A 20038-nucleotide genomic window follows, 5' to 3' on the forward strand; every position below is an offset into this window, starting at 1 on the left:
CCCGGTGCAATACCGGACTCATTTGGATCAAGCTGCCTAATGAAATAACCGTGTCTAACTTTTAGGGGTCACTTCAAAATCCGCTCTTTTTTATTTATCTTACTATTTTCAGGAGAATTATATGAATAATGCTTTTATTAATGAAAACTTCATGTAATTTTTTCTGGAATATATGTGAAACATTGTATAAAATAATCAAGAAAGCCAAAAATTATAGGGGGAAAGTTGTGAAGAAAAATAAGAGTTTAATAAGTTTTTTAGGAGTGTTTATTATGTTGTTTTCTTTTTGTTTTCAAGGAAACGTACAGGCAAATGTAAATACTGTTCAACCTGGAAAAATAAAATCAGGAAACGTAACGGTATGGGAAGTTGGAAATGTAGCGAAAGTGTTAGCTGATGTAGAGCGCTTAAATTTAAATACAGTAAATGTACCGATTCAAGTAGATATTCCGAATGTGACTTCTACTAACATGGTAATTAATCAGGCGCAAAAGAAACAGGCTATCATTTTAATTCAAGAATTATTAAAGCGTAATATTCAAGTTATAGTGGAACCGTTCCCATATATTCAGCAGGGGAATGTTGGAGAAACAGAATGGAATCCAAGTAATATTAATGATTTCTTCTGGAATTGGAAAACGGTTATTCTACAAGATATTTTTAATTCTATTACAAGTAAATACAATGTGTATGGACTAAAGATTGCTTCTAATTTCGTTAATATGGAATATGCAGAAGGATATTGGAACGATACGATTAATTTTGTCCGTCAGCAGTATAAAGGAAATGTTTTGTATCAAATGAACTGGTGGTTAACAGCAAGCTGGGACCCTTCGTATGAAGCGAAGTTTAAAGAGAAAATAAATCGTCCGTATTTAAAAAAGGTGGATATTGTTAGTATCGATAGTTGGTTTGAAGTTTCAGGAAAAAGGAATCCATCATACGAAGAAGTGAAGCAAAGTTTATTCGCGACAACAGTATATAATCGTGGACAAAATGTTGTTCAACAACTGGAACAATTACATAATGCAACAGGAAAGGCAGTTTATTTTGGTGGATTTAACGTACCAGCGCGTGAACTAGGACTACAAAATCCATGGAATCCAGATGTTTCAAATGTATTTTCAAAAGATGTACAATTAAATGGATGGCGCGCTTACCGAGATGTATTAGAACCGAAACCGTATTTTAAAGGTTTTTCAATTTGGTTTATTGGCTCTAATGATAGTACGCATGCGTATCAGATACATAGTAAAGAAGCAGAGGCAGTTATTAACGGATGGTATCGAAAATAAATTTTATAAAATAGGTAAGTTTTGAAGTTTACTACATATATTTCTAGTGAAAGGCCTTTCACCATCTTATCACCTAGGGGGCAATCATAATGAAATTTTTGTCTTACCTTACAGTAATTTTGGTGATTCTTGGCGGTTTGAATTGGTTGTTTGTAGCGTTAGATTACAATGTAGTTGAGAAATGGTTTGGTTCTATGCCGGCGCTTGTGGACACTATTTATTGGCTCTTTGGTCTTTCTGCTATTTATCAAATTTTTGATCGGTTCTTTACGGACAATTAGCTATTATTCTTCTATTATTAAAGTGTTAAGTACGATTATGTACTTAACACTTTTTTATATGTTTACATATAGTATGCACGTGCAAGCGATTCCATCGCGTCTTGAGACATAATATTAGAAAAGAAATTGACCGTATATTGTATTGTGGGTTATAATTCAGAAAGTTTAAAAAATAATAAAATGAGAAATAGGGAGGTCATCCGGGTGATGGAGAGAGTGTATAATTTTTCTGCAGGACCATCAATACTCCCTTTGCCAGTTTTAGAGAAGGTGCAAAAGGAGCTTTTAAATTATAACGGGACAGGCATGTCTATTATGGAAATGAGTCATCGATCTTCTTATTTTCAAAGTATTATTGATGAAGCGAGTAGCCTGCTTCGTGAATTAATGAACATTCCTGATGAGTATGAAGTTTTATTTTTACAGGGCGGTGCATCATTACAATTTTCTATGATACCGTTAAATATAATGAATACGTACAAAAAAGCAGGTTATGTACTGACTGGCTCATGGTCTAAAAAAGCACTGCAAGAAGCAGAAAAAGTAGGGGAAGTACAAGTGATTGCTTCTTCTGAACAAGAGAAGTTTACTACGATTCCTAAATTGGATGGTTTACTCGGTAATGAAAAACTAGATTATGTACATATAACAACGAATAATACAATTGAGGGGACAAAATATGTGGATATTCCACATCTCGAAGAAGTGCCGCTAGTTGCGGATATGTCCTCAAATATTTTATCAGAACGATATGATGTTACGAAGTTTGGCCTCATATATGCGGGAGCACAAAAGAATTTAGGGCCAGCGGGCTTAACGATTGCTATTATAAAAAAAGATTTAATTGGCGGGGCAGATTGCTCTTGTCCTACAATGCTAAACTATGAAACTTATAGTAAAAATAACTCCTTATATAATACACCGCCATCCTTTAGTATTTACGTAACGAAGCTTGTACTAGAGTGGTTAAAAGAACAAGGCGGGGTATCTGCGATTGAAGAACAAAATAGAATGAAATCGTCACTTCTTTATCATTTCTTAGATGAATCTAAATTGTTTACTTCACCAGTTGATCCTACGTATCGATCACTTATGAACATTCCGTTTACAACACCGTCAGAAGAATTAAATAATCAGTTTTTACAAAAAGCGAAGGAACGCGGGTTCGTTACGTTAAAAGGACATCGTTCAGTAGGTGGCATGCGCGCTAGTATTTACAATGCAATGCCAGTGGAAGGTGTGCAGCAATTAGTAGATTATATGAAAGAATTTGAGCTTGAAAATAGATAGGGAGATGGGGATATGTTTCGTGTTCAAACGTTAAATCAAATTGCAGAAAAAGGTTTGCAAGTTCTTGGCGGGGAGCGCTATGAAGTAGGGGATAGAATGGATCATCCAGACGGCATTTTACTTCGCAGCTATTCTTTACATCAAGAAGAGTTTTCAAAAGATTTAAAGGCGATTGCAAGAGCTGGTGCGGGTGTAAATAATATTCCTGTCGATCGATGTACGGAAAAGGGAATTGTAGTATTTAACACGCCAGGGGCTAATGCGAATGCCGTAAAGGAACTTATTATCGCAAGTCTTATTATGTCTTCACGTAACATTATTAATGGGGTAAGCTGGACGAAAAATCTAGAGGGTGAAGAAGTACCTCAGCTTGTTGAATCAGGGAAAAAACAATTTGTTGGATCAGAAATTGCGGGGAAACGTCTAGGGGTTATTGGCCTTGGTGCAATTGGTGCTTTAGTCGCGAATGATGCGCTAGCTTTAGGAATGGACGTTGTCGGATATGATCCTTACATTTCAGTTGAAACAGCTTGGCGCCTTTCTACACATGTGCAAAGAGCGTTTAGCCTAGATGAAATTTTTGCAACGTGTGATTATATTACACTTCATATTCCTCTTACGAATCAAACGAAGGGGCTTATTGGTGAACATGCTATAGAGACGATGAAAAAAGGAATGCGTCTATTCAATTTCTCAAGAGGGGAACTTGTAGATGAAAATGTTCTTCAAAAAGCATTAGAAGAAGATGTTATTACACATTACGTAACGGATTTCCCGAATGAAAATGTGATTAAGATGAAAAATGTAACAGCGACGCCCCATCTTGGTGCATCTACATCTGAATCGGAAGAAAATTGTGCAGTAATGGCTGCACGTCAATTACGTGAATATTTAGAGACAGGAAATATTCGTAATTCAGTCAACTATCCTAACGTAGAACTTCCGTATATCGGAAAGAAACGTATTACAATTATGCATCAAAATGTTCCGAACATGGTAGGACAAATTACAGGATGTTTAGCAGAACATCATATAAATATTGCGGATATGATTAATCGTAGTAAACATTCTTGGGCGTATACAATGATTGATATTGATAACGGAATTGATGATATAATTAAAGAGAATGTTGTGGAAAATATAAGCAAAATTTCAGGTGTTGTAGCCGTTCGAATGATTGTGTAAAGGAGAGAGGAAGTTGGCAAAAATCCGACCGTTTCGGGCCATTCGTCCAGTAGAAGAAAAAGCAGCACAAGTTGCGGCTTTACCGTATGACGTATTAAATAGTGAAGAGGCAAGAGAAGTTGTAAAAGGCAATCCGTATTCTTTCTTACACGTTGATAAAGCAGAAATCGATTTAGATCCGGCACTTTCACCGTACGATGATCGCGTATATGAAAAAGCGGGTGAAAATTTAAAGCAATTTATACGAGAAGAAGTGTTCATTCAAGATGAGGAGCCAGCATTATACATTTATGAGCTGACGATGCAAGGAAGAACGCAGTCAGGACTTGTCGTTTGTACATCTATTGATGAGTATGATGATGATACAATTAAAAAACACGAAAGAACGCGTCATGAAAAAGAATTAGATCGCATCCGTCACGTTGATGTGTGTGATGCAAATACGGGCCCTATCTTTTTAACGTACCGTACAAAAGATGAAGTGAAACGTTTCATTAGCAGCTGGAAAGAAGAACATGCGCCAATTTATACATTTACAGCAGAAGATGGCGTTGAGCATGTTGCTTGGAAGGTTGCAGATGAAGGTGTAATTGCCACTTTAGTAAACGCATTTGAAGATATTCCGAACTTGTACATTGCAGATGGACATCATCGCTCTGCATCAGCAGCAAAAGTAGGGCTTATGCGAAGAGAACAAAATCCGAATTATACAGGAGAAGAGGAATTTAATTTCTTCTTATCCGTTCTATTCCCTCACGATGAATTATCAATTTGGGACTATAACCGAGTTGTGAAAGATTTAAACGGCTTATCAGAGGAACAGTTTTTAAAGCAAATTACGCAGTATTTTTATGTAGAAGAAGCAAATGTTTCTCCGTATAAACCGAATGAGCCGAAAACATTTGGTATGTATATAAACGAGAAGTGGTATAAGCTCACTGTGAAAGAGGAAACGTTTGATGCGAACGATCTTGTGAAAGGTTTAGATGTGTCTATTCTGCAAGACCATCTATTAAGCCAAGTACTTGAAATACATGATCCGCGATCTGATTCACGCGTCGATTTTGTAGGCGGAATACGCGGGTTAGAAGAACTAGAGCGCCTTGTGAACAGCGGTGCATATAAAGCAGCGTTCTCATTATATCCAACGTCAATGGAAGATTTATTAGCAATCGCAGACGCTGGGGAAGTCATGCCGCCAAAATCGACGTGGTTTGAACCGAAACTGCGCAGTGGGTTGTTTGTACATTCTTTAAAGTAAATATAGACTTCTTTAGATTGAAAAACCGAAATGATTTTTAGTTTCGGTTTTTCTTATTTTAAAAGTGTTTTCGAGGAGGGGTATCAATGAAATTGCAAGTAGGCGAAAAAATCACCTTTGAGCGAACGTTTACAAGAGAAGATGTTGTTTTATTTACAGAGGTATCTAAGGATGAGGGAGTTCATCATGTTACACCTGATGAACAAGGGCGATTTGTTGTACAAGGACTTTTAACATCAACACTGCCTACGAAAGTTGGCGGTGATTATAACGTATTAGCTCGCAAGATGGATTTTGAATTTTTACGTCCCGTTTTTAGTGGGGATACGATTCGATGTGACGTAACAATTGAAAAATTTGAACCCGATGAAAAAAATCGTACGAAGATTATTGCGATGTTTACATGTATGAATCAACTTGAAAAAGAAGTATTGAAGGGGAGTTTTTCAGGGATTATTCTTTAATTGGTAGGAGAAGTAATGAATAAGTGGGGGCCCATGCCTCTCAGGCTTAGAGTTTTAATTCCCACCCATAACGAAAATTTTATGTATTATACTCTGTTCTTTTCTTAACGATTAGAAAATAGTTGGATAAGCTCGTCAATAAAAAGGACATTCTTAGTATTACAAGAAATGTCCTTTCCACTAAATTATAGGGTATTTTGCTAAATTTCAAATTCTAAAATTAGTTTACTAGTTTGACCTGTAAACTGATAGTTATAGGACCCTCTCAGACTTTCTAAGTTACCGGTAGCTTTAATAATTGTTCCTGGGGAATCTAAATTTCCTTTATCAAATATTCCTTGCTCTATAGCTGTAAATGTTCCTTGTTGCCCCTTATAAATTCCTTCAAAGTGTAAAAATCCAGAAATTTTAGCAGTAGCCAAGTGACCATCATTTATATTTGAGTCTAAATAATATAATAAGTATTCAACAAAAGCTTTTCCTTTTAATTCCCCATCAATATCATATTCAACATGGGCAATATTAATAGGGAAATCTTTTCTAGTATCATCAATTGGTTTTTCATCCCATTTCCTTACTGTAAATGTTACTTCCATACACGTAAATCCCCCTTTATCATTAGATAAGTAATCTCCATATCATTTAAAAAGTAACAATTCACAGTCATATCTCATAGGAGTGTTTTTATTGATTTGAGTCCTGCCATATCGCTATCAAGCTAATAAAATAAAAATACGCTAGGATCAGGAAAACATAATTATAAAACTTATGGCTTTACTTATTGAAAGTTTCACTCCACTCCACTTTCCCAAATAGAGAAAGATCCATTTTCACAATCAATTTCTGCCATCGCACCGTAAGGTAAAATAAACTTCGGTTCAGTATGGCCAAAATTTAAATTATAAAGAATCGGCAAATCTTCTAAATTATTTTCCTTCATAATCTTAAGTATTGCCTGTTTATATTCTTCATAATATGTTTCGTCTTTCGGTTTACCGAAGATGATTCCCTTTGCTTTTTGCAGAATGCCTTGCGCTGCATAATTTCGCAACCAATACTTTATATAATTTGGTTCTGGATGTTCTTCAGATGTTTCAAAGAATAGAATACTATTCTCCCAATGCTTTTTCTCAGGCCAAAGTTCCGTTCCTTTTACGAATTCCAATACTTCAATACAACCACCAATTAAACGCCCTCGTACAGTCCTAGATCCTTGAAGGACCTCATATCCGTTGTTTTGCTGCATCGTACGTCTTGTATCCTTATTTATTTCTATCCATTCTAAACGCTCACTCGTCCATTCGTTAGCTGGTTGAATTTCACCAATAATCTCATTTGAAAAGAGAGTTCGATTCACTGTTTCAATCGTATATGAATCCATCTCTATATTTTCAGCAAAATCGGTTAAGATTGCTGGACCGTAAAAAGAGGAAATTCCTGCTTTATGACAAAATAAGTGTGACACGGTATCGTCAGAGTACCCCATAAAGATTTTCGGATTTTCACGTATCACATTAAAATCAATATAAGGTAGTAAACGGATACTATCTTCGCCACCAATATTAGTAATAATTGCTTTAACACGCGTATCTTTAAATGCTGTCATTAAATCTTCCGCACGAGCCCCTGGATTGTTATAAAGGTATTCGCTACCTTTTAAACTATTTGGCATTGGGATAACTGTAAGCCCGAATACTTCTTCTAATCTCTTTACTCCTTGCTCATAACGCCATCTTAGCTTAGAATCACCCGCTCCTCCCCATGAAGCACTTACTGTTGCTACGATATCTCCTGCCTGTAATCTCTTTGGTTTTATTAACATATGAATTCCGCCCCTACATAATGTAATGAACTACGATTATACAAACCGTAGCATTGAAAAATATGCTGCATGACAGTAGTTTCTTCATCATCAATCCGTTTACCTGCTGATATTCAAGAATTTAGCAGTAGTGTTGAATATAGGAATAATCGATTTATATTTAAAAATTACAGTATGCAACATTGCAAGAGAAAAGTGGTTGTTATTTTTTATAATCTGTAACCATAATGGTTACAGATTGGTCGTATCCAATCAAAAATAAAATCATCATGAATGGAGATGTACATAATGGGCATGAAAAAAATAATTTTAGCAGGTGCTTTAGGTATCGCAGCATTATCAGGAACGAATGTACCAGGATTAGAAGTAACGAAAGCGAGTGCGGCTTCTATTGAATCGAATTTCTTGACATTAGAAGGATGAGTAGTAGAAGTAGATAATGATGTGATTGTTGTGAAATCTAAGCAATATGAGGAGCCTGTTAGTGTGTATATGGATTCACTTTCAAATGTGAAAGTAGGAGACGAAGTAAAAGCGACTGGATCTATGATGCGTAATTTTACAGAATATATGGTTGCAACTGCAGTTGAAAATACAACAAACAAGTTAGGTATGCACATGAAAGAAGATGGTTCTCCTGGTTATGTAATTGGAGAAGTATCAAAAGTAGGAACGATGGAAGATGAGGGAGACGGTTCTACTAAATATGTCGTAGTTGAGTATCCATCGCTAAATGGGAAGAAAGTTATTATTGATGTTTTCTTAACGAAGGGACAAGTATTTCATACGGGTGAGAAAGTAAAAATTGATATGAAGTATGTGGGCTGGGGCGGAAGTTCTATTAATTGGAACACAACGGACAACATTGAAAAAGTTCATGATGTAAAGAGCAACGTTGAAAATAATGATGATATTTGGATTTGGTCTTAATTAGACTTCTGTAAATAACAAATGTATCATACAGTACCCAGCAAATGGTCATACACATGACTATTTGCTGGGTACTTTTTTGTTTTGTATTTTTTGAGAATAATGGATTTTCGATTAGAATATGATGTTTAAATCGGGGCGAATTTAAAAAATACAATAATGAAAGAGGTGTTTATATATGGAGCGAGATGAGAATTATTTACGAGCTAAAAAAAGAGTGGAGAATTTAAAAGCATTTTACATTCATTTAACGGTTTATATACTAGTGAACTTAATGCTTTTTATTATAAATATAAGTTCTGATTCAAGTAAATTATGGTTTTTATATCCACTTGCAGGTTGGGGGATTGGTATCGTTATACACGGATTGACGACTTTTCCATTTGGGATATTCGGAAAAGAGTGGGAAGAACGAAAGATTAAAGAATATATGGAGAAAGATAAGTAAATTTATTTCTGGAATTTATGAATATAAAATCTCATATAAATCTCTATGATTACACGCTTGGTGCGAAGTATATTCTATAGCTTCGCCTATTTGCTTTGTATTTGAAGTTTGTGCGAGTGAGAGTGTTCATATACATTTTTTAGGGTGAACTGCATGTGAAATCAAAACTTTATTTGTAGTACATAATAAATACAGTTATTTTACTTTTTAAATTACATGTGGATATAGGATAAAGTTGATTTATTACCCTATATTAAAATAAAAATAAACCACTGTTCGATTTGAATATTCCACGATATAATGGTGAGAGTTTATATCTGAAGAAATATTTGCATAAGAAGTGAGGTACTGTATGAAAAAAAGAACGACAGACATTATTTTTATTATTATTGGTGCATTCCTTTTTGCTTTAGGTGTCAATTTGTTTGTTATCCCGAATGAGTTCGGTGAAGGCGGGGTAACAGGTATCACGATTATTACGTACTATTTATTTGAGTGGTCACCAGGTTTAGTCAACTTAATATTAAATGCGATTTTGTTAATAGCTGGTTATAAATTTTTAAACAAGATCACAACAATTTATACGATTATCGCTGTAGTTACGAACTCGCTATTTCTTCATTTGACAGAAGGTTGGACGATTACTTCTGATGAAATGCTCGTAAATGCTATTTTCGGTGGAATATTTATTGGGTGCGGGATTGGTCTTATTATTCGCGTTGGCGGAACAACAGCAGGTACTACCATCTTAGCAAGGATGACGCATAAATATTTAGGATGGAGCATTAGCTATGGTTTACTGTTCTTCGATTTAATTGTTGCGTTTTCATCTTATTTCATCATTGGTGCAGAAAAACTGATGATAACAATTATTATGCTATATGTAGCAACGAAAGTGATGGAGTTTGTAATTGAAGGTTTAAATCCGAAGAAAGCCATTACGATTATTTCTGATAACCCGAATGAAATTGCCGGGAAGGTAACTACCTTAATGGGCAGAGGGGTTACTGTGTACTCAGGTCATGGCTATTACACGAAAACTCCGAAGGAAATTCTTTATGTTGTTATTAATAAGCAAGAAGTAGTGAAGCTAAAACGGATTGTTCAAACTACAGATCCGGCTGCGTTCATCGCTATCCACGATGTTCGTGACGTATTTGGAGAAGGATTCGTTGATATTTCTAAAGCATAGAAATTACTTTTCATTAAAATAATCTTAATACTAAAACGTAAGAATTTATTTTGAATAATCTTTTTTCAAAATAGATTCTTTTTTATTTATCTTAAAATGTTGGTTTGTTTTTCTTTTTCTTGCAAAAAAACCAATTGTTTCTTAATGTAAGAAATGTAGAAGGATGAACAAGAGAGGGTTTAATGAAGATGATACATATTTTATTAGCTGATGATGATAAGCATATTAGAGAGTTGTTACATTACCATTTACAAAAAGAGGGGTTTAAAGTTTTTGAAGCGGAAGATGGAAAGGTAGCGCAAGAAGTATTAGAGAAGGAAAATATTCATCTTGCAATAGTAGACATTATGATGCCGTTTGTTGATGGCTATACGTTATGTGAAGAAATTCGGAAGTATCATGATATACCTGTTATTTTATTAACCGCAAAAGATCAATTAGTCGATAAAGAAAAAGGATTCATTTCTGGTACGGACGATTATATCGTAAAACCGTTTGAGCCAGCTGAAGTCATTTTTCGTATGAAAGCTTTGTTGCGCCGTTATCAAATGTTGAGTGCTGACATTATTACACTCCATGGAACAACAATTGATCGTAAAGGTGTTGAAGTAAAGTGTAACGGGCAAACGATTTTGCTTCCGCTTAAGGAATTTGAGCTATTGTCACAACTTGCTAGTTATCCTGGAAGAACATTTTCAAGAGAAGAATTAATTGAGTTAGTATGGGGAATGGATTTTGAAGGGGACGAGCGAACAGTAGATGTTCATGTAAAACGTCTTAGAGATCGTTTTTCAAAACGAACAGATGATTTTCAAATTACGACAGTGCGCGGACTCGGCTATAAGTTGGAGTTGAAATAAAATGAAATCACTATATTCTAGATTCGTTTTTATGACAGTAAGTATTATGCTTCTTAGTAGTATTATCGGTTTTTTATTAACGAATGTATATTATCAAGTGAAGTTAAAACCGTATAATAGTGAAAAGATTTTAAACTATGCTGAGGAAGTTAAATCGTTATATGAAAAGCAAAGTGAAGAAAATAAATATGATTATTTACAATCTATTGCGAAGTTAGGATATGAAATTTATATTGTAGACGACCAAATGAATGGAAAGCGTATCGGCAACGCGTTTCGTAAAATAACGATAAGTGATGATACGGTTCGTAAAGTATTGCAGGGGGAAACGTTTAATGGTGTTTCCACATATCCAACGAGGCTCTTTATTACAGGATTCTTCGATAATGAATTAATTAATAGTGTCGGTGTACCGTTAAAACACGGTGATAAACAGTACGCTTTATTTATTCGTCCTGACATTCAGCAACAATTTGGTGAAATGAGAATTTTCTTAGCGGTTTTACTTGGTTTTATCGTGTTATTAAGTATTATTTTTATTGCGATTGCAGCAGGATATATCGTTCGCCCAATTCGTAAATTTACGAAAGCTACGCAAAAAATTGCAAGTGGCGAATATGAAATTGAATTAGACGTAAAACGAAAAGATGAAATAGGAACGTTATCTACAAGCTTCCAAAAGATGACGAAAAGTATAAAAGAATTAGATGAAATGAGACAAGAATTCGTTTCGAACGTTTCGCATGAATTTCAATCGCCGCTTTCTTCCATACAAGGATTCTCGAAAACATTGCAAACAGAAAAGATGAGTGAAGAAGAAAGAAACCATTACTTACAAATTATTGAGGGTGAAAGTAAGCGAATGTCTAGTTTATGTAAACAGTTACTTACGCTCGCTTCATTAGATAAGGAGGAAAAGGTTTTACAAGTAAAAGACTTTTCCTTACAAAAACAAATTAAAGATGTCATTTTTATGCTCGAATGGAAATGGCGTGAGAAAGATATCGCTGTTGAATTTGATGTGCCGGACATTACTATAAAAGGTGATGAAAATTTACTACATCAAGTGTGGAGTAACATTTTTACGAATAGCATTAAGTTTTCAAATGATGGTGGGACGATTGAGTTTTTTGTCGAAGAGTTAGAATCCAGTGTCATTATCTCTATATCCGATAACGGGATCGGCATGGAAAAAGAAGAAATGGACCGTATTTTTGATCGTTTTTATAAAGTAGATACGGCAAGGGCAAGAAACGTAGAAGGTAGTGGCTTAGGATTATCAATCGTGCAGAAAATTGTTGAACTGCATAAAGGGGCAGTTTCGGTGTATAGTACGAAAGGGGAAGGGACGACTGTTCGGGTTGAACTTCCGAAATAGATGGAAGAGGCTGTTTGCGAACGCCTCTTCTTTTTTTGTCCGTTATTCTACATGTAAAGTGAAAAAATACGAGTAATCCTATTCTATAATTGGACTTGTTTGTGGAATAAGATTAGGAGGAAGTTTATTTGAAAATGTAGAATCTCTACAGAGTTATAAGGATTTTATTGAAACTTTAACTATTTAGGGAGGAAATTACTTTGAAACGAGTTGACTTGTTTTTAAACGTACTAGATTCAACATTCGATAAAGAGAGTTGGTATGCACCGTTTAAACATGCTATAGAAGGACTTACAGCCGAACAGGCTATGTGGAAACCATCTGGAGAGGGAATGAAAACCATTTGGGAGAACGTTAATCATCTTATTTATTACAAAGAGAGACTTGCTGCAAACTTGGAAGGCCGTGAATGGACACATAATCTCGACGGTGATGAAACCTTTTATCTTACTAAGCAATCTAGTGGTGATAAGGAATGGAAGGAGGTCGTTGAACGTTCTGAAAATGCTCAATGTAATTTAAGACAGGTATTAAGTGCAATTTCTGAAAAAGAACTTGAACAAAATTCACTTGAGGGTAAGTTACTGGATATTATGCTTCACGATGCTTATCATACTGGCCAAATTATTCAATTAAGGAAAATGCAGGGGGCATGGCCATCAAAACGTTAACTGAACGTATTAGTTATTCCATTAAAGGGCGCTATTGTTGAATGGAATTTAGATTTTTCAAATGAATTTATTGTTATATATTTATTTTAGTATCTTACATCCAAAAGTAAACAAGCATAACCCCGTCCTAAATTTAGGACGGGGTTATGCTTGTTTGCGCTTTATAGCAAAAAGAAAATATTTTCTTTATTTGCTATAAGGCAGTACCTTTCACCTGTTCTTCCTTGAACCGAAGCTCAAAAGTATCCTCTGTAATCTTCTGTTCATATTCCGTTCATATTTCTTTTTTATGATAAGTGCATAGAAAGAAAGAGGAAGGAGCGAGCGAAATGTTTTTAGCTCTGCGTGAATTGAAACAATCAAAATTAAGATACGGATTAATCGGACTTATTATGGTGTTATTATCATTTTTAGTCCTTGTTATTTCAGGATTAGCAAATGGATTATCATATGATAATGCGTCATCGATTCAAAATATGGAGGCAAATAAGTTCGTTTTAGCAGATGATGCGGAAAATAAATTACTTCGTTCACAAATTAAGAAAGATGATGTAGATAACGTAGTAAATCAAGTAGGCGAGAAAGAGGCAGTTCCGTTTCGTGTGAAAGTTTCAACGTATGAAAAGAAAGATAGTTCGAAAAAGGTTGATATCGCCATTTTCTCAAGTGAACGTGATACATTTTTAGAACCGAACATTGTAGAGGGTGAGAAATTAGGTACAGCGAATAATGAAATGGTTGCTGACGAATCCATTAAAGAAAAAGGAATCGATATTGGGGATACAATTATCGATCCTGTTTCAAAGAAAGAATTTACAATCGTTGGATTTACGAAAGACCAAATGTTTAGCCATACACCAGTTGTATATGTAAACGAAGATGTATGGGGCGCTATTTCACAACCAAATCAAAAAGATTATAGTGCAATTGCACTTAATACAGATAAAGAGATTAAAAATGCCCATGTTATTGATAAGAAAGAAGTACTGCAAAGTATTCCAGGATTTAAAGAAGAGCAAGGAACATTAACGATGATCATTGCATTCTTACTTGTTATCGCTGCGTTATTAATCGGTGTATTCTTCTACGTCATTACGTTGCAAAAAACACAGCAATTAGGCGTATTAAAAGCAATTGGTACTAAGAACTCGTATTTAGCAAATAGCTTAGTCGTGCAGGCGTTATTCTTATCAGTCGTTGCGATGGTAATCAGTATTGTTCTTGTACAAGGATTAGAACAAATTTTACCAGCAGGTATGCCGTTCTTATTAACAACACCGATGATTGCACAATATGCAGCAATCTTTATCGTCATTAGTATTTTAGGAACACTTATTTCGTTATATCAAGTATTAAAAGTTGATGCATTAGAAGCGATTGGAGGCGGGATGTAATGACTTCATTATTAAAATTAGACAATGTAAGTAAAGTGTACGGAGAAGGGAATACGGAAGTAACAGCCCTTCATCCGATATCGCTTGATGTGAAAGCCGGAGAATTTATTGGAATCGTCGGTCCTTCTGGATCAGGGAAAAGTACGTTATTATCAATCGCGGGTGCTTTATTATCGCCGTCAAAAGGGGATATATACATTCGTGAACAAAATATTACGCAGTTATCCGAAAAGGAAATGACAGATATACGTTTGAAAAAGATCGGTTTCATTTTCCAGTTCGCAAACCTTGTTCCGTATTTAAATGTGAAAGAACAGTTACTTTATATTGCAAAGCTGAAAAAAGACAACAAACAAGAGTCTGAAAAGCGTGCGGATCACCTATTAGCGGCATTTGGATTAGGAGAAAGAAAAAATCATTATCCAAATCAACTATCTGGTGGAGAAAAACAAAGGGTAGCAATCGCTCGTGCGTTCATGAACAACCCAGATTTAATACTAGCAGATGAACCAACGGCAAGCTTAGATTCAAAACGTGCGCGTGAAGTCGTTGAAATGATGAAACGCGAAGTGAAAGAAAGTCAAAAAGCAGCCATTATGATTACGCATGATGAAAGAATGCTTGATGTATGTGATCGTATATTGACGCTTAGAGATGGACAGTTAATATAAAGAAAAAGGCCAACCGCACATGCGGTTGGCCTTTTTATAATTGTTTTTAATAAGTATAATGGCTTTATTTTGAGAATAACGTTTTAATTTTATTTCGTGTTACTAATAAAACGCTGCCTAATACAGATAACATACCTAAAGCCATATTATTTGATTGCTCACTACCAGCGTTAGGAAGTTCTCTAGCATTATTGTTTTTAGTGCTATTATCTGCTTGCGTTTGTTTCGATTGTGATATTTCATTAATTTTGTTATCAACATTTAGCTTCGTTGTATGTAACTCAGCTAATTTGTCATCAATTTTTTTCTCAGTATGTTTAAAGTCGTTGATTTTAATATCTAAGTCTTGTTTTTTCTTTGTTAAATCGTCTGAAACAGTTTGTTTCGCTTGTTTAATTTCGTTAATTTTATTTAGTAAGTCTTGTCTAGCCTTTTGTAATTCAGCTAGCTTATTTTTCACATCTTGTTTAGCTAGTTCTAAGTTAGTGGAAAGACTATCTAAATTGCCTTTAATTTTCTTAAGTTCTTCTAACGTGTTACCAGTATTCGGCTTATTTTCTTTTAGCTCAGCAAGTTTATCCTCAGCAGTTTGTTTCGCTTTCTTTAACTCAGCTAATTTTTCATCTACTTGTTTTTTAACTTCCTTAAGTTCATTAACCTTCTGATCGATGTTTTCTTTATGTTGCTTAATTTCATTTACTGTTTCATCGACAGTTTGTTTATGTTCTTTAATCTCATTAACCTTTGTATCAATATTTTCCTTATGTTCTTTTATTTCAGCAACTTTGTCATCTACTTGTTTTTTATGCTCTTTAATTTCAGCGATTTTATCCTCGGCGATTTGTTTGTCTTGCTGAAGTTTTGCATCTAACTCTTGTTTACGTTGTTTCATTTCGTTAATTTTTTCATCAGCAACTTGTTTACGCTCATGTAGTTCATTAACCTTCGTATCAACATTTTCCTTAACTTGGTTAAGTTCATTCAATGTTTGATCAACGTTTTCTTTGTGTTGCTGCAATTTCGCATCTAATTCTTGTCTATGTTGCTTAATTTCAGCTAATCGATCTCCCGTACTTTGCTGAGGAGTAGCATCAGTTACTTCCGCATGAGCTGAGTTTGCGCCAGCAATCATTGCTAAAGCTAGTGTAGACGCAGCAATTGTTTGTTTTGTTTTCATATTTTTGTACCTCTTTTCTTTCATATGCATGAGCTATTTTGTGTAAAATTGAGCATATAGAAGTAGATTATTTTATTATTATATACCATGTTAGGCGCTCAGAGGAAGGATTTGCATAATAATCTATGATTATGAAATTCTTATAGTCATTTATTTTTGGATAGGGGACAAATCTTTAGCTATATGAACAATTTCTTCTATAGTAGTGTTCACATCTTTACTATCGTGAATAACAAACAAATAATCAGCCTCATTTTCTATAGAATCCACCACATCTTCATGTAGCGATTCAGCCTGTTGTCGATCGAGTACTTCTTTGAAATTAGAATAACCACCTCTAAAAATATTGGTACTTCGCGTGCTTCGAGCTACTCTTTCATAAAGTACATCATCTGGAATGTCAAAGTGAACGAGTATGCGTACATATTCATTTTGTGGAAATAATTCGTTTAATAAATATAACCTTCCGTTTTTACTGCGATTAGAGTTACAAATAATAAGGTGTAAACTTGTATGTCCTCTCGCATAATCAACAATGAATTTCGAAAGACCGTGCTTAAATGTATTAGGGCCTTCAGTTGGTTGTAATTTCTCATAATGTGTGTTAATAAATTCTGCTTGGTTATCTTGGTCCATAACGAAAGAGTGGGGTAACTCTTTTTCTAATACTTTTGCAAATGTAGTTTTTCCGCTGTGGGTTTTTCCTACTGTAATGATAACTAATCTTTTCATGACGGCCTCCGTTGGTGTTGTTATAAACTGGAATATTCTATGCAAGAAGGAGTATTCCTGCTAGAAAATCCACAAATTGCTAGAGTGAAGGTGAGCTGAAAACTTGACAAAAAAACTTATTTATGCTATAATTTACCAATATAAAAATAAAGTGTATAATAGGGTTCTCCTGGCCAGGGGAACCCTATTTTTGTTGTGAAAATGAAGGAGAGTGTATGTGCGTGAAACAAGGTGAAGCAAGTGTAACGTCGTTAGTATCAGCTTTTGGAAGGGCATATCATAGTGAATTTGATAGTCCTAAAATCTTTGATGATTATGTAGCTAAAGATTTCATTTCACAAAAAGAACGTAACAATATTGAAACGAATATGGTTCAAGGGATACATTTTTTCAATAAAGATATTGCAGAGCAGTTTCAAGATAATCCGAAAGAAATATTAAAATGGATTACACAAGTTCAGTTATCACCAACACCTTTAGCACGTGCAGCATATTGTGAAAAGGTATTACTACATGAAATTACATTAGGAGCAAAACAATACGTCATACTCGGTGCAGGCTTAGATACGTTCAGTTTTAGACGCCGAGAATTAGAAAATAAAATAGAAATATTTGAAGTAGATCATCCTTCTACGCAAGCGTTTAAGAAAATAAGAGTGAAAGAGGCAGGATTTGAAATTCCAAATAACCTTCATTTTGTTTCCATGGATTTTACGAAAGGATTTTCCTATGAACAGTTACGCAATGAAGGATTTGAAAATAAAAAAACTTTCTTTAGCCTTTTAGGTGTTACGTACTATTTAACGAAAGAGGAACTTTCCAGTTTAATAGAATGTTTATTCGAGTTGGTTCCAGCAGGGAGTTCCATCGTTTTCGATTATCCTGATGAAAACTTATTTATAGAAAAAGGGTTGTCCAATCGAGTTGAAAACATGGTGAAAATGGCTGCGGTAGGCGGAGAACCGATGAAATCATGTTTTTCTTATACCGAAATAGAAGCACTGTTAGAAAAGTCGGGCTTACTCATTTATGAGCACTTATCACCAGTGGACATAAATAAATTGTATTTTGAAGGAAGAAACGATTATTTAGAAGCTTTTGAGACGGTACATTATGTGCATGCGGTGAAAAGGTAAGAAATTAGTAGGCATGGGGAGGAATCTCTGTGTCTTTTTTGTATTAAATTTCCTGCCTTCGAATAAAGAACAGTAAAACCCTTAAGTATGTAGAGTTTTGATTTTTATTACAATTTTGTAAGGTTAAGTAATAAAAATCGATAGAACGGGATATTAGAATGGGATACTCTGATTTATGGATAGAATATTCTGAAAAAAGGGTGAAGCAAATGAAGAATAGGCAAAAAGCATCGATAATATGCAAAAGTATTTTATGTTTAATGATTTGTATATTCATTACGAATGAAGTATGGTTTACAAATGTGGTGAGGGCAGAATCGGGCACGCTGACTGATAGGAGTATAGAGGATTTCAAAAAAAAGATGGATGAACAGGTACCAAAATGGCAGGAGAATTATGAGGTACCAGGGGTTGCAATAGGTATCGTACATGAGGGGCGTATTGCTTATACACTTAACTACGGTTATGTAGACAAAAAGACAAAAAAAGCGGTGAGTGATGATACATTGTTTCAAGCTGGTTCTATATCTAAAAGCCTTACAGCGTGGGGAATCTTGCATCTTGTAGATGAAGGTCGTTTATCACTAGATGATCCCGTTGGAAAATATCTGACCAAATGGAAATTACCTAATTCAGAGTTTAATAATAATGAAGTCACGATAAGAAGATTATTAAGTCATACAGCAGGGCTGTCTGCACATAAAGGATACCTCGGGGTTGCACCAGGGAAACATCTTGACTCTATTGAGGAATCTCTGTCTGGAAAAGGATGGCTTAATGAACCAGTGGAGGTTACCAATAAACCAGGTTCAGAAACAATTTACTCTGGTGGCGGATATACAATTTTACAACTTGTAATTGAAGAGGTTACCGGAATACCGTTTGATCGTTATATGGAAGAACAAATTATGAAACCTTTAGGAATAAAATCTAGTTCATTCTTACAACGTCCTGAAAACCATAACCTTTCGAAAGCTTATGGATATTTTGGAGAGGAGCTCCCTAGTTACCAATTTACCGAACAGGCTGCTGCAGGTCTTAAGACAAATGTTACGGATATGATGACATTGATACTTGCAAGCATGGATGAAAATAATAAAGGGAATGGTGTCATCAAAAGTGAACATGTTGAAGAAATGCAAAAGCTAGTATTAGGGGAGAATGGTTTAGGTATATTTGAAAAAAAACTATCTAATCAATGGAAATTACTTTATCATTCTGGTGACAATCGAGGCTGGCATTCTTTTTATGGTTTCATTCCTAATACAAAGGATGGATTGGTAATCCTTACAAATGGTGAAGGTGGTATAGACTTACGACAGGATATTTACCACGCATGGATTGAATATGAAACGGGAAAATTACCTGAAAGTTACTTCTCTCTAGCTGAGCAGAGAAAAAACAACTCTATTACATCAATTGTTATTGGAGCCACACTTGGTTTATATTTGCTGCTATTTGTGATTAGATTGTACAAAGGTAGAAGAACTTTCATTTTTAAGCAAGAGAAGAGATCCTACATCGGATTAGTAGTTAGGACATTTTTACTTATTATTACTGCTATCCTCGTATTTTGTGCTGCCTATTTGTGGAGAGTTTTCAGCTTGAATTCCGGTAATACAATAAATTTTATTCTAATAATGGTATGGATTATAACATTATTAATTAGTGGATTTTTCCCGAAAATTAAAAGTAATAAAAAACAACGTATGAAACGAAAAGATTTAACATCAAAATTTACATGTATGTAATGTTAAAGGCTAGAAAGCTAGATTGGCGCGAATCTCGAATTGTGGAGTGCAATGAAAAGACAAAATCTCTTAAAAAACAATTAATTTTTCACTCCATTAG

At 34.8% G+C, this 20038-nt stretch carries 19 protein-coding genes and 1 pseudogene; 16 read left to right on the plus strand and 4 right to left on the minus strand.

The genetic code is table 11. The features are described from left to right. Positions 1-227 precede the first annotated feature (227 nt). The 6 genes from JDS81_RS06495 to JDS81_RS06520 all read left to right on the plus strand — a co-directional run bounded on the left by JDS81_RS06495 (position 228) and on the right by JDS81_RS06520 (position 5776). Entirely contained in the window at positions 228-1295 is a 1068-nt protein-coding gene (locus tag JDS81_RS06495; protein ID WP_142316292.1) for a glycoside hydrolase family 113, read from the plus strand. A gap of 89 nt (positions 1296-1384) precedes the next feature. Beyond that, entirely contained in the window at positions 1385-1576 is a 192-nt protein-coding gene (locus JDS81_RS06500) for a DUF378 domain-containing protein (protein ID WP_000670800.1), read from the plus strand. Between the two features lie 207 nt (positions 1577-1783). After that, positions 1784-2866 carry a 3-phosphoserine/phosphohydroxythreonine transaminase gene (gene serC, locus JDS81_RS06505; RefSeq protein ID WP_016108787.1) on the plus strand — a complete coding sequence of 361 codons (1083 nt, stop codon included), beginning with the start codon at positions 1784-1786 and terminating at the stop codon, positions 2864-2866. Between the two features lie 12 nt (positions 2867-2878). After that, the gene (locus JDS81_RS06510; protein WP_000490244.1) at positions 2879-4051 is read left to right on the plus strand and encodes a 3-phosphoglycerate dehydrogenase family protein; all 1173 of its coding nucleotides are present in this window, start codon (positions 2879-2881) and stop codon (positions 4049-4051) included. Positions 4052-4064: 13 nt separating this feature from the next. After that, positions 4065-5312 carry a DUF1015 domain-containing protein gene (locus JDS81_RS06515; protein ID WP_001063058.1) on the plus strand — a complete coding sequence of 416 codons (1248 nt, stop codon included), beginning with the start codon at positions 4065-4067 and terminating at the stop codon, positions 5310-5312. A gap of 86 nt (positions 5313-5398) precedes the next feature. After that, a complete protein-coding gene (locus tag JDS81_RS06520) occupies positions 5399-5776 on the plus strand; it encodes a hotdog family protein (RefSeq protein ID WP_000776365.1) in 378 nt (125 codons plus the stop codon). Between the two features lie 200 nt (positions 5777-5976). Here the strand turns inward: JDS81_RS06520 and JDS81_RS06525 are convergent, their stop codons facing one another. Together JDS81_RS06525 and JDS81_RS06530 are read right to left on the minus strand one after the other, a co-directional pair. Further along, the gene (locus tag JDS81_RS06525; protein WP_000454076.1) at positions 5977-6372 is read right to left on the minus strand and encodes a DUF3224 domain-containing protein; all 396 of its coding nucleotides are present in this window, start codon (positions 6370-6372) and stop codon (positions 5977-5979) included. A gap of 194 nt (positions 6373-6566) precedes the next feature. Then, positions 6567-7598 carry a S66 family peptidase gene (locus JDS81_RS06530; protein WP_097952223.1) on the minus strand — a complete coding sequence of 344 codons (1032 nt, stop codon included), beginning with the start codon at positions 7596-7598 and terminating at the stop codon, positions 6567-6569. Between the two features lie 288 nt (positions 7599-7886). Between JDS81_RS06530 and JDS81_RS06535 the strand changes: the two are divergent. The 8 genes and pseudogenes from JDS81_RS06535 (at position 7887) to JDS81_RS06570 (ending at position 15142) form a co-directional block, all read left to right on the plus strand. Then, positions 7887-8528: pseudogene (locus JDS81_RS06535) on the plus strand (hypothetical protein). 178 nt (positions 8529-8706) lie between these two features. Next, positions 8707-8976, plus strand: a complete 270-nt coding sequence (locus tag JDS81_RS06540; protein WP_097952221.1) for a 2TM domain-containing protein — start codon at positions 8707-8709, stop codon at positions 8974-8976. A 352-nt stretch (positions 8977-9328) separates the two neighbouring features. Next, entirely contained in the window at positions 9329-10168 is an 840-nt protein-coding gene (locus JDS81_RS06545; RefSeq protein ID WP_000747489.1) for a YitT family protein, read from the plus strand. Between the two features lie 182 nt (positions 10169-10350). Further along, on the plus strand, positions 10351-11028 hold the full coding sequence (locus JDS81_RS06550) for a response regulator transcription factor (protein WP_000781966.1): 678 nt from the start codon (positions 10351-10353) through the stop codon (positions 11026-11028). A gap of 1 nt (position 11029) precedes the next feature. Continuing rightward, positions 11030-12406, plus strand: coding sequence for a sensor histidine kinase (locus JDS81_RS06555; protein WP_097952218.1), 1377 nt, complete (start codon positions 11030-11032; stop codon positions 12404-12406). Positions 12407-12606: 200 nt separating this feature from the next. After that, positions 12607-13077: a DinB family protein gene (locus JDS81_RS06560; RefSeq protein ID WP_000831964.1), complete on the plus strand. Its 471-nt coding sequence runs from the start codon at positions 12607-12609 to the stop codon at positions 13075-13077. A 329-nt stretch (positions 13078-13406) separates the two neighbouring features. Continuing rightward, positions 13407-14471, plus strand: a complete 1065-nt coding sequence (locus JDS81_RS06565; RefSeq protein ID WP_097952216.1) for an ABC transporter permease — start codon at positions 13407-13409, stop codon at positions 14469-14471. Continuing rightward, positions 14471-15142 carry an ABC transporter ATP-binding protein gene (locus tag JDS81_RS06570; RefSeq protein WP_000202616.1) on the plus strand — a complete coding sequence of 224 codons (672 nt, stop codon included), beginning with the start codon at positions 14471-14473 and terminating at the stop codon, positions 15140-15142. Before JDS81_RS06565 ends, JDS81_RS06570 begins: the two co-directional genes overlap by 1 nt. A gap of 64 nt (positions 15143-15206) precedes the next feature. Here the strand turns inward: JDS81_RS06570 and JDS81_RS06575 are convergent, their stop codons facing one another. Both JDS81_RS06575 and JDS81_RS06580 read right to left on the minus strand, forming a co-directional pair. Next, the gene (locus JDS81_RS06575) at positions 15207-16319 is read right to left on the minus strand and encodes an LPXTG cell wall anchor domain-containing protein (protein WP_097952214.1); all 1113 of its coding nucleotides are present in this window, start codon (positions 16317-16319) and stop codon (positions 15207-15209) included. Between the two features lie 150 nt (positions 16320-16469). Then, positions 16470-17051 carry an AAA family ATPase gene (locus JDS81_RS06580; protein WP_097952212.1) on the minus strand — a complete coding sequence of 194 codons (582 nt, stop codon included), beginning with the start codon at positions 17049-17051 and terminating at the stop codon, positions 16470-16472. 215 nt (positions 17052-17266) lie between these two features. Here JDS81_RS06580 and JDS81_RS06585 point away from each other — a divergent pair, with 215 nt between their 5' ends. Continuing rightward, complete coding sequence (locus tag JDS81_RS06585) at positions 17267-18187, plus strand: class I SAM-dependent methyltransferase (protein WP_097952210.1); 921 nt, start codon at positions 17267-17269, stop codon at positions 18185-18187. Between the two features lie 209 nt (positions 18188-18396). Then, positions 18397-19938 carry a serine hydrolase domain-containing protein gene (locus JDS81_RS06590; protein WP_033663312.1) on the plus strand — a complete coding sequence of 514 codons (1542 nt, stop codon included), beginning with the start codon at positions 18397-18399 and terminating at the stop codon, positions 19936-19938. The last annotated feature ends 100 nt before the right edge of the window (positions 19939-20038 follow it).

Source organism: Bacillus cereus group sp. N31, assembly GCF_016483245.1.
Lineage (GTDB): Bacteria > Bacillota > Bacilli > Bacillales > Bacillaceae_G > Bacillus_A > Bacillus_A toyonensis.

Bases quoted from the DNA above. Each gene is read 5' to 3' on its own strand.
- JDS81_RS06565 (WP_097952216.1), top strand. From the start codon at position 13,407: ATGTTTTTAGCTCTGCGTGAATTGAAACAATCAAAATTAAGATACGGA.
- JDS81_RS06575 (WP_097952214.1), bottom strand. From the start codon at position 16,319: ATGAAAACAAAACAAACAATTGCTGCGTCTACACTAGCTTTAGCAATG.
- JDS81_RS06590 (WP_033663312.1), top strand. From the start codon at position 18,397: ATGAAGAATAGGCAAAAAGCATCGATAATATGCAAAAGTATTTTATGT.
- JDS81_RS06500 (WP_000670800.1), top strand. From the start codon at position 1,385: ATGAAATTTTTGTCTTACCTTACAGTAATTTTGGTGATTCTTGGCGGT.
- JDS81_RS06570 (WP_000202616.1), top strand. From the start codon at position 14,471: ATGACTTCATTATTAAAATTAGACAATGTAAGTAAAGTGTACGGAGAA.
- JDS81_RS06510 (WP_000490244.1), top strand. From the start codon at position 2,879: ATGTTTCGTGTTCAAACGTTAAATCAAATTGCAGAAAAAGGTTTGCAA.
- JDS81_RS06525 (WP_000454076.1), bottom strand. From the start codon at position 6,372: ATGGAAGTAACATTTACAGTAAGGAAATGGGATGAAAAACCAATTGAT.
- JDS81_RS06550 (WP_000781966.1), top strand. From the start codon at position 10,351: ATGAAGATGATACATATTTTATTAGCTGATGATGATAAGCATATTAGA.
- JDS81_RS06545 (WP_000747489.1), top strand. From the start codon at position 9,329: ATGAAAAAAAGAACGACAGACATTATTTTTATTATTATTGGTGCATTC.
- JDS81_RS06555 (WP_097952218.1), top strand. From the start codon at position 11,030: ATGAAATCACTATATTCTAGATTCGTTTTTATGACAGTAAGTATTATG.
- JDS81_RS06520 (WP_000776365.1), top strand. From the start codon at position 5,399: ATGAAATTGCAAGTAGGCGAAAAAATCACCTTTGAGCGAACGTTTACA.
- serC (WP_016108787.1), top strand. From the start codon at position 1,784: ATGGAGAGAGTGTATAATTTTTCTGCAGGACCATCAATACTCCCTTTG.
- JDS81_RS06540 (WP_097952221.1), top strand. From the start codon at position 8,707: ATGGAGCGAGATGAGAATTATTTACGAGCTAAAAAAAGAGTGGAGAAT.
- JDS81_RS06580 (WP_097952212.1), bottom strand. From the start codon at position 17,051: ATGAAAAGATTAGTTATCATTACAGTAGGAAAAACCCACAGCGGAAAA.
- JDS81_RS06585 (WP_097952210.1), top strand. From the start codon at position 17,267: ATGTGCGTGAAACAAGGTGAAGCAAGTGTAACGTCGTTAGTATCAGCT.
- JDS81_RS06530 (WP_097952223.1), bottom strand. From the start codon at position 7,598: ATGTTAATAAAACCAAAGAGATTACAGGCAGGAGATATCGTAGCAACA.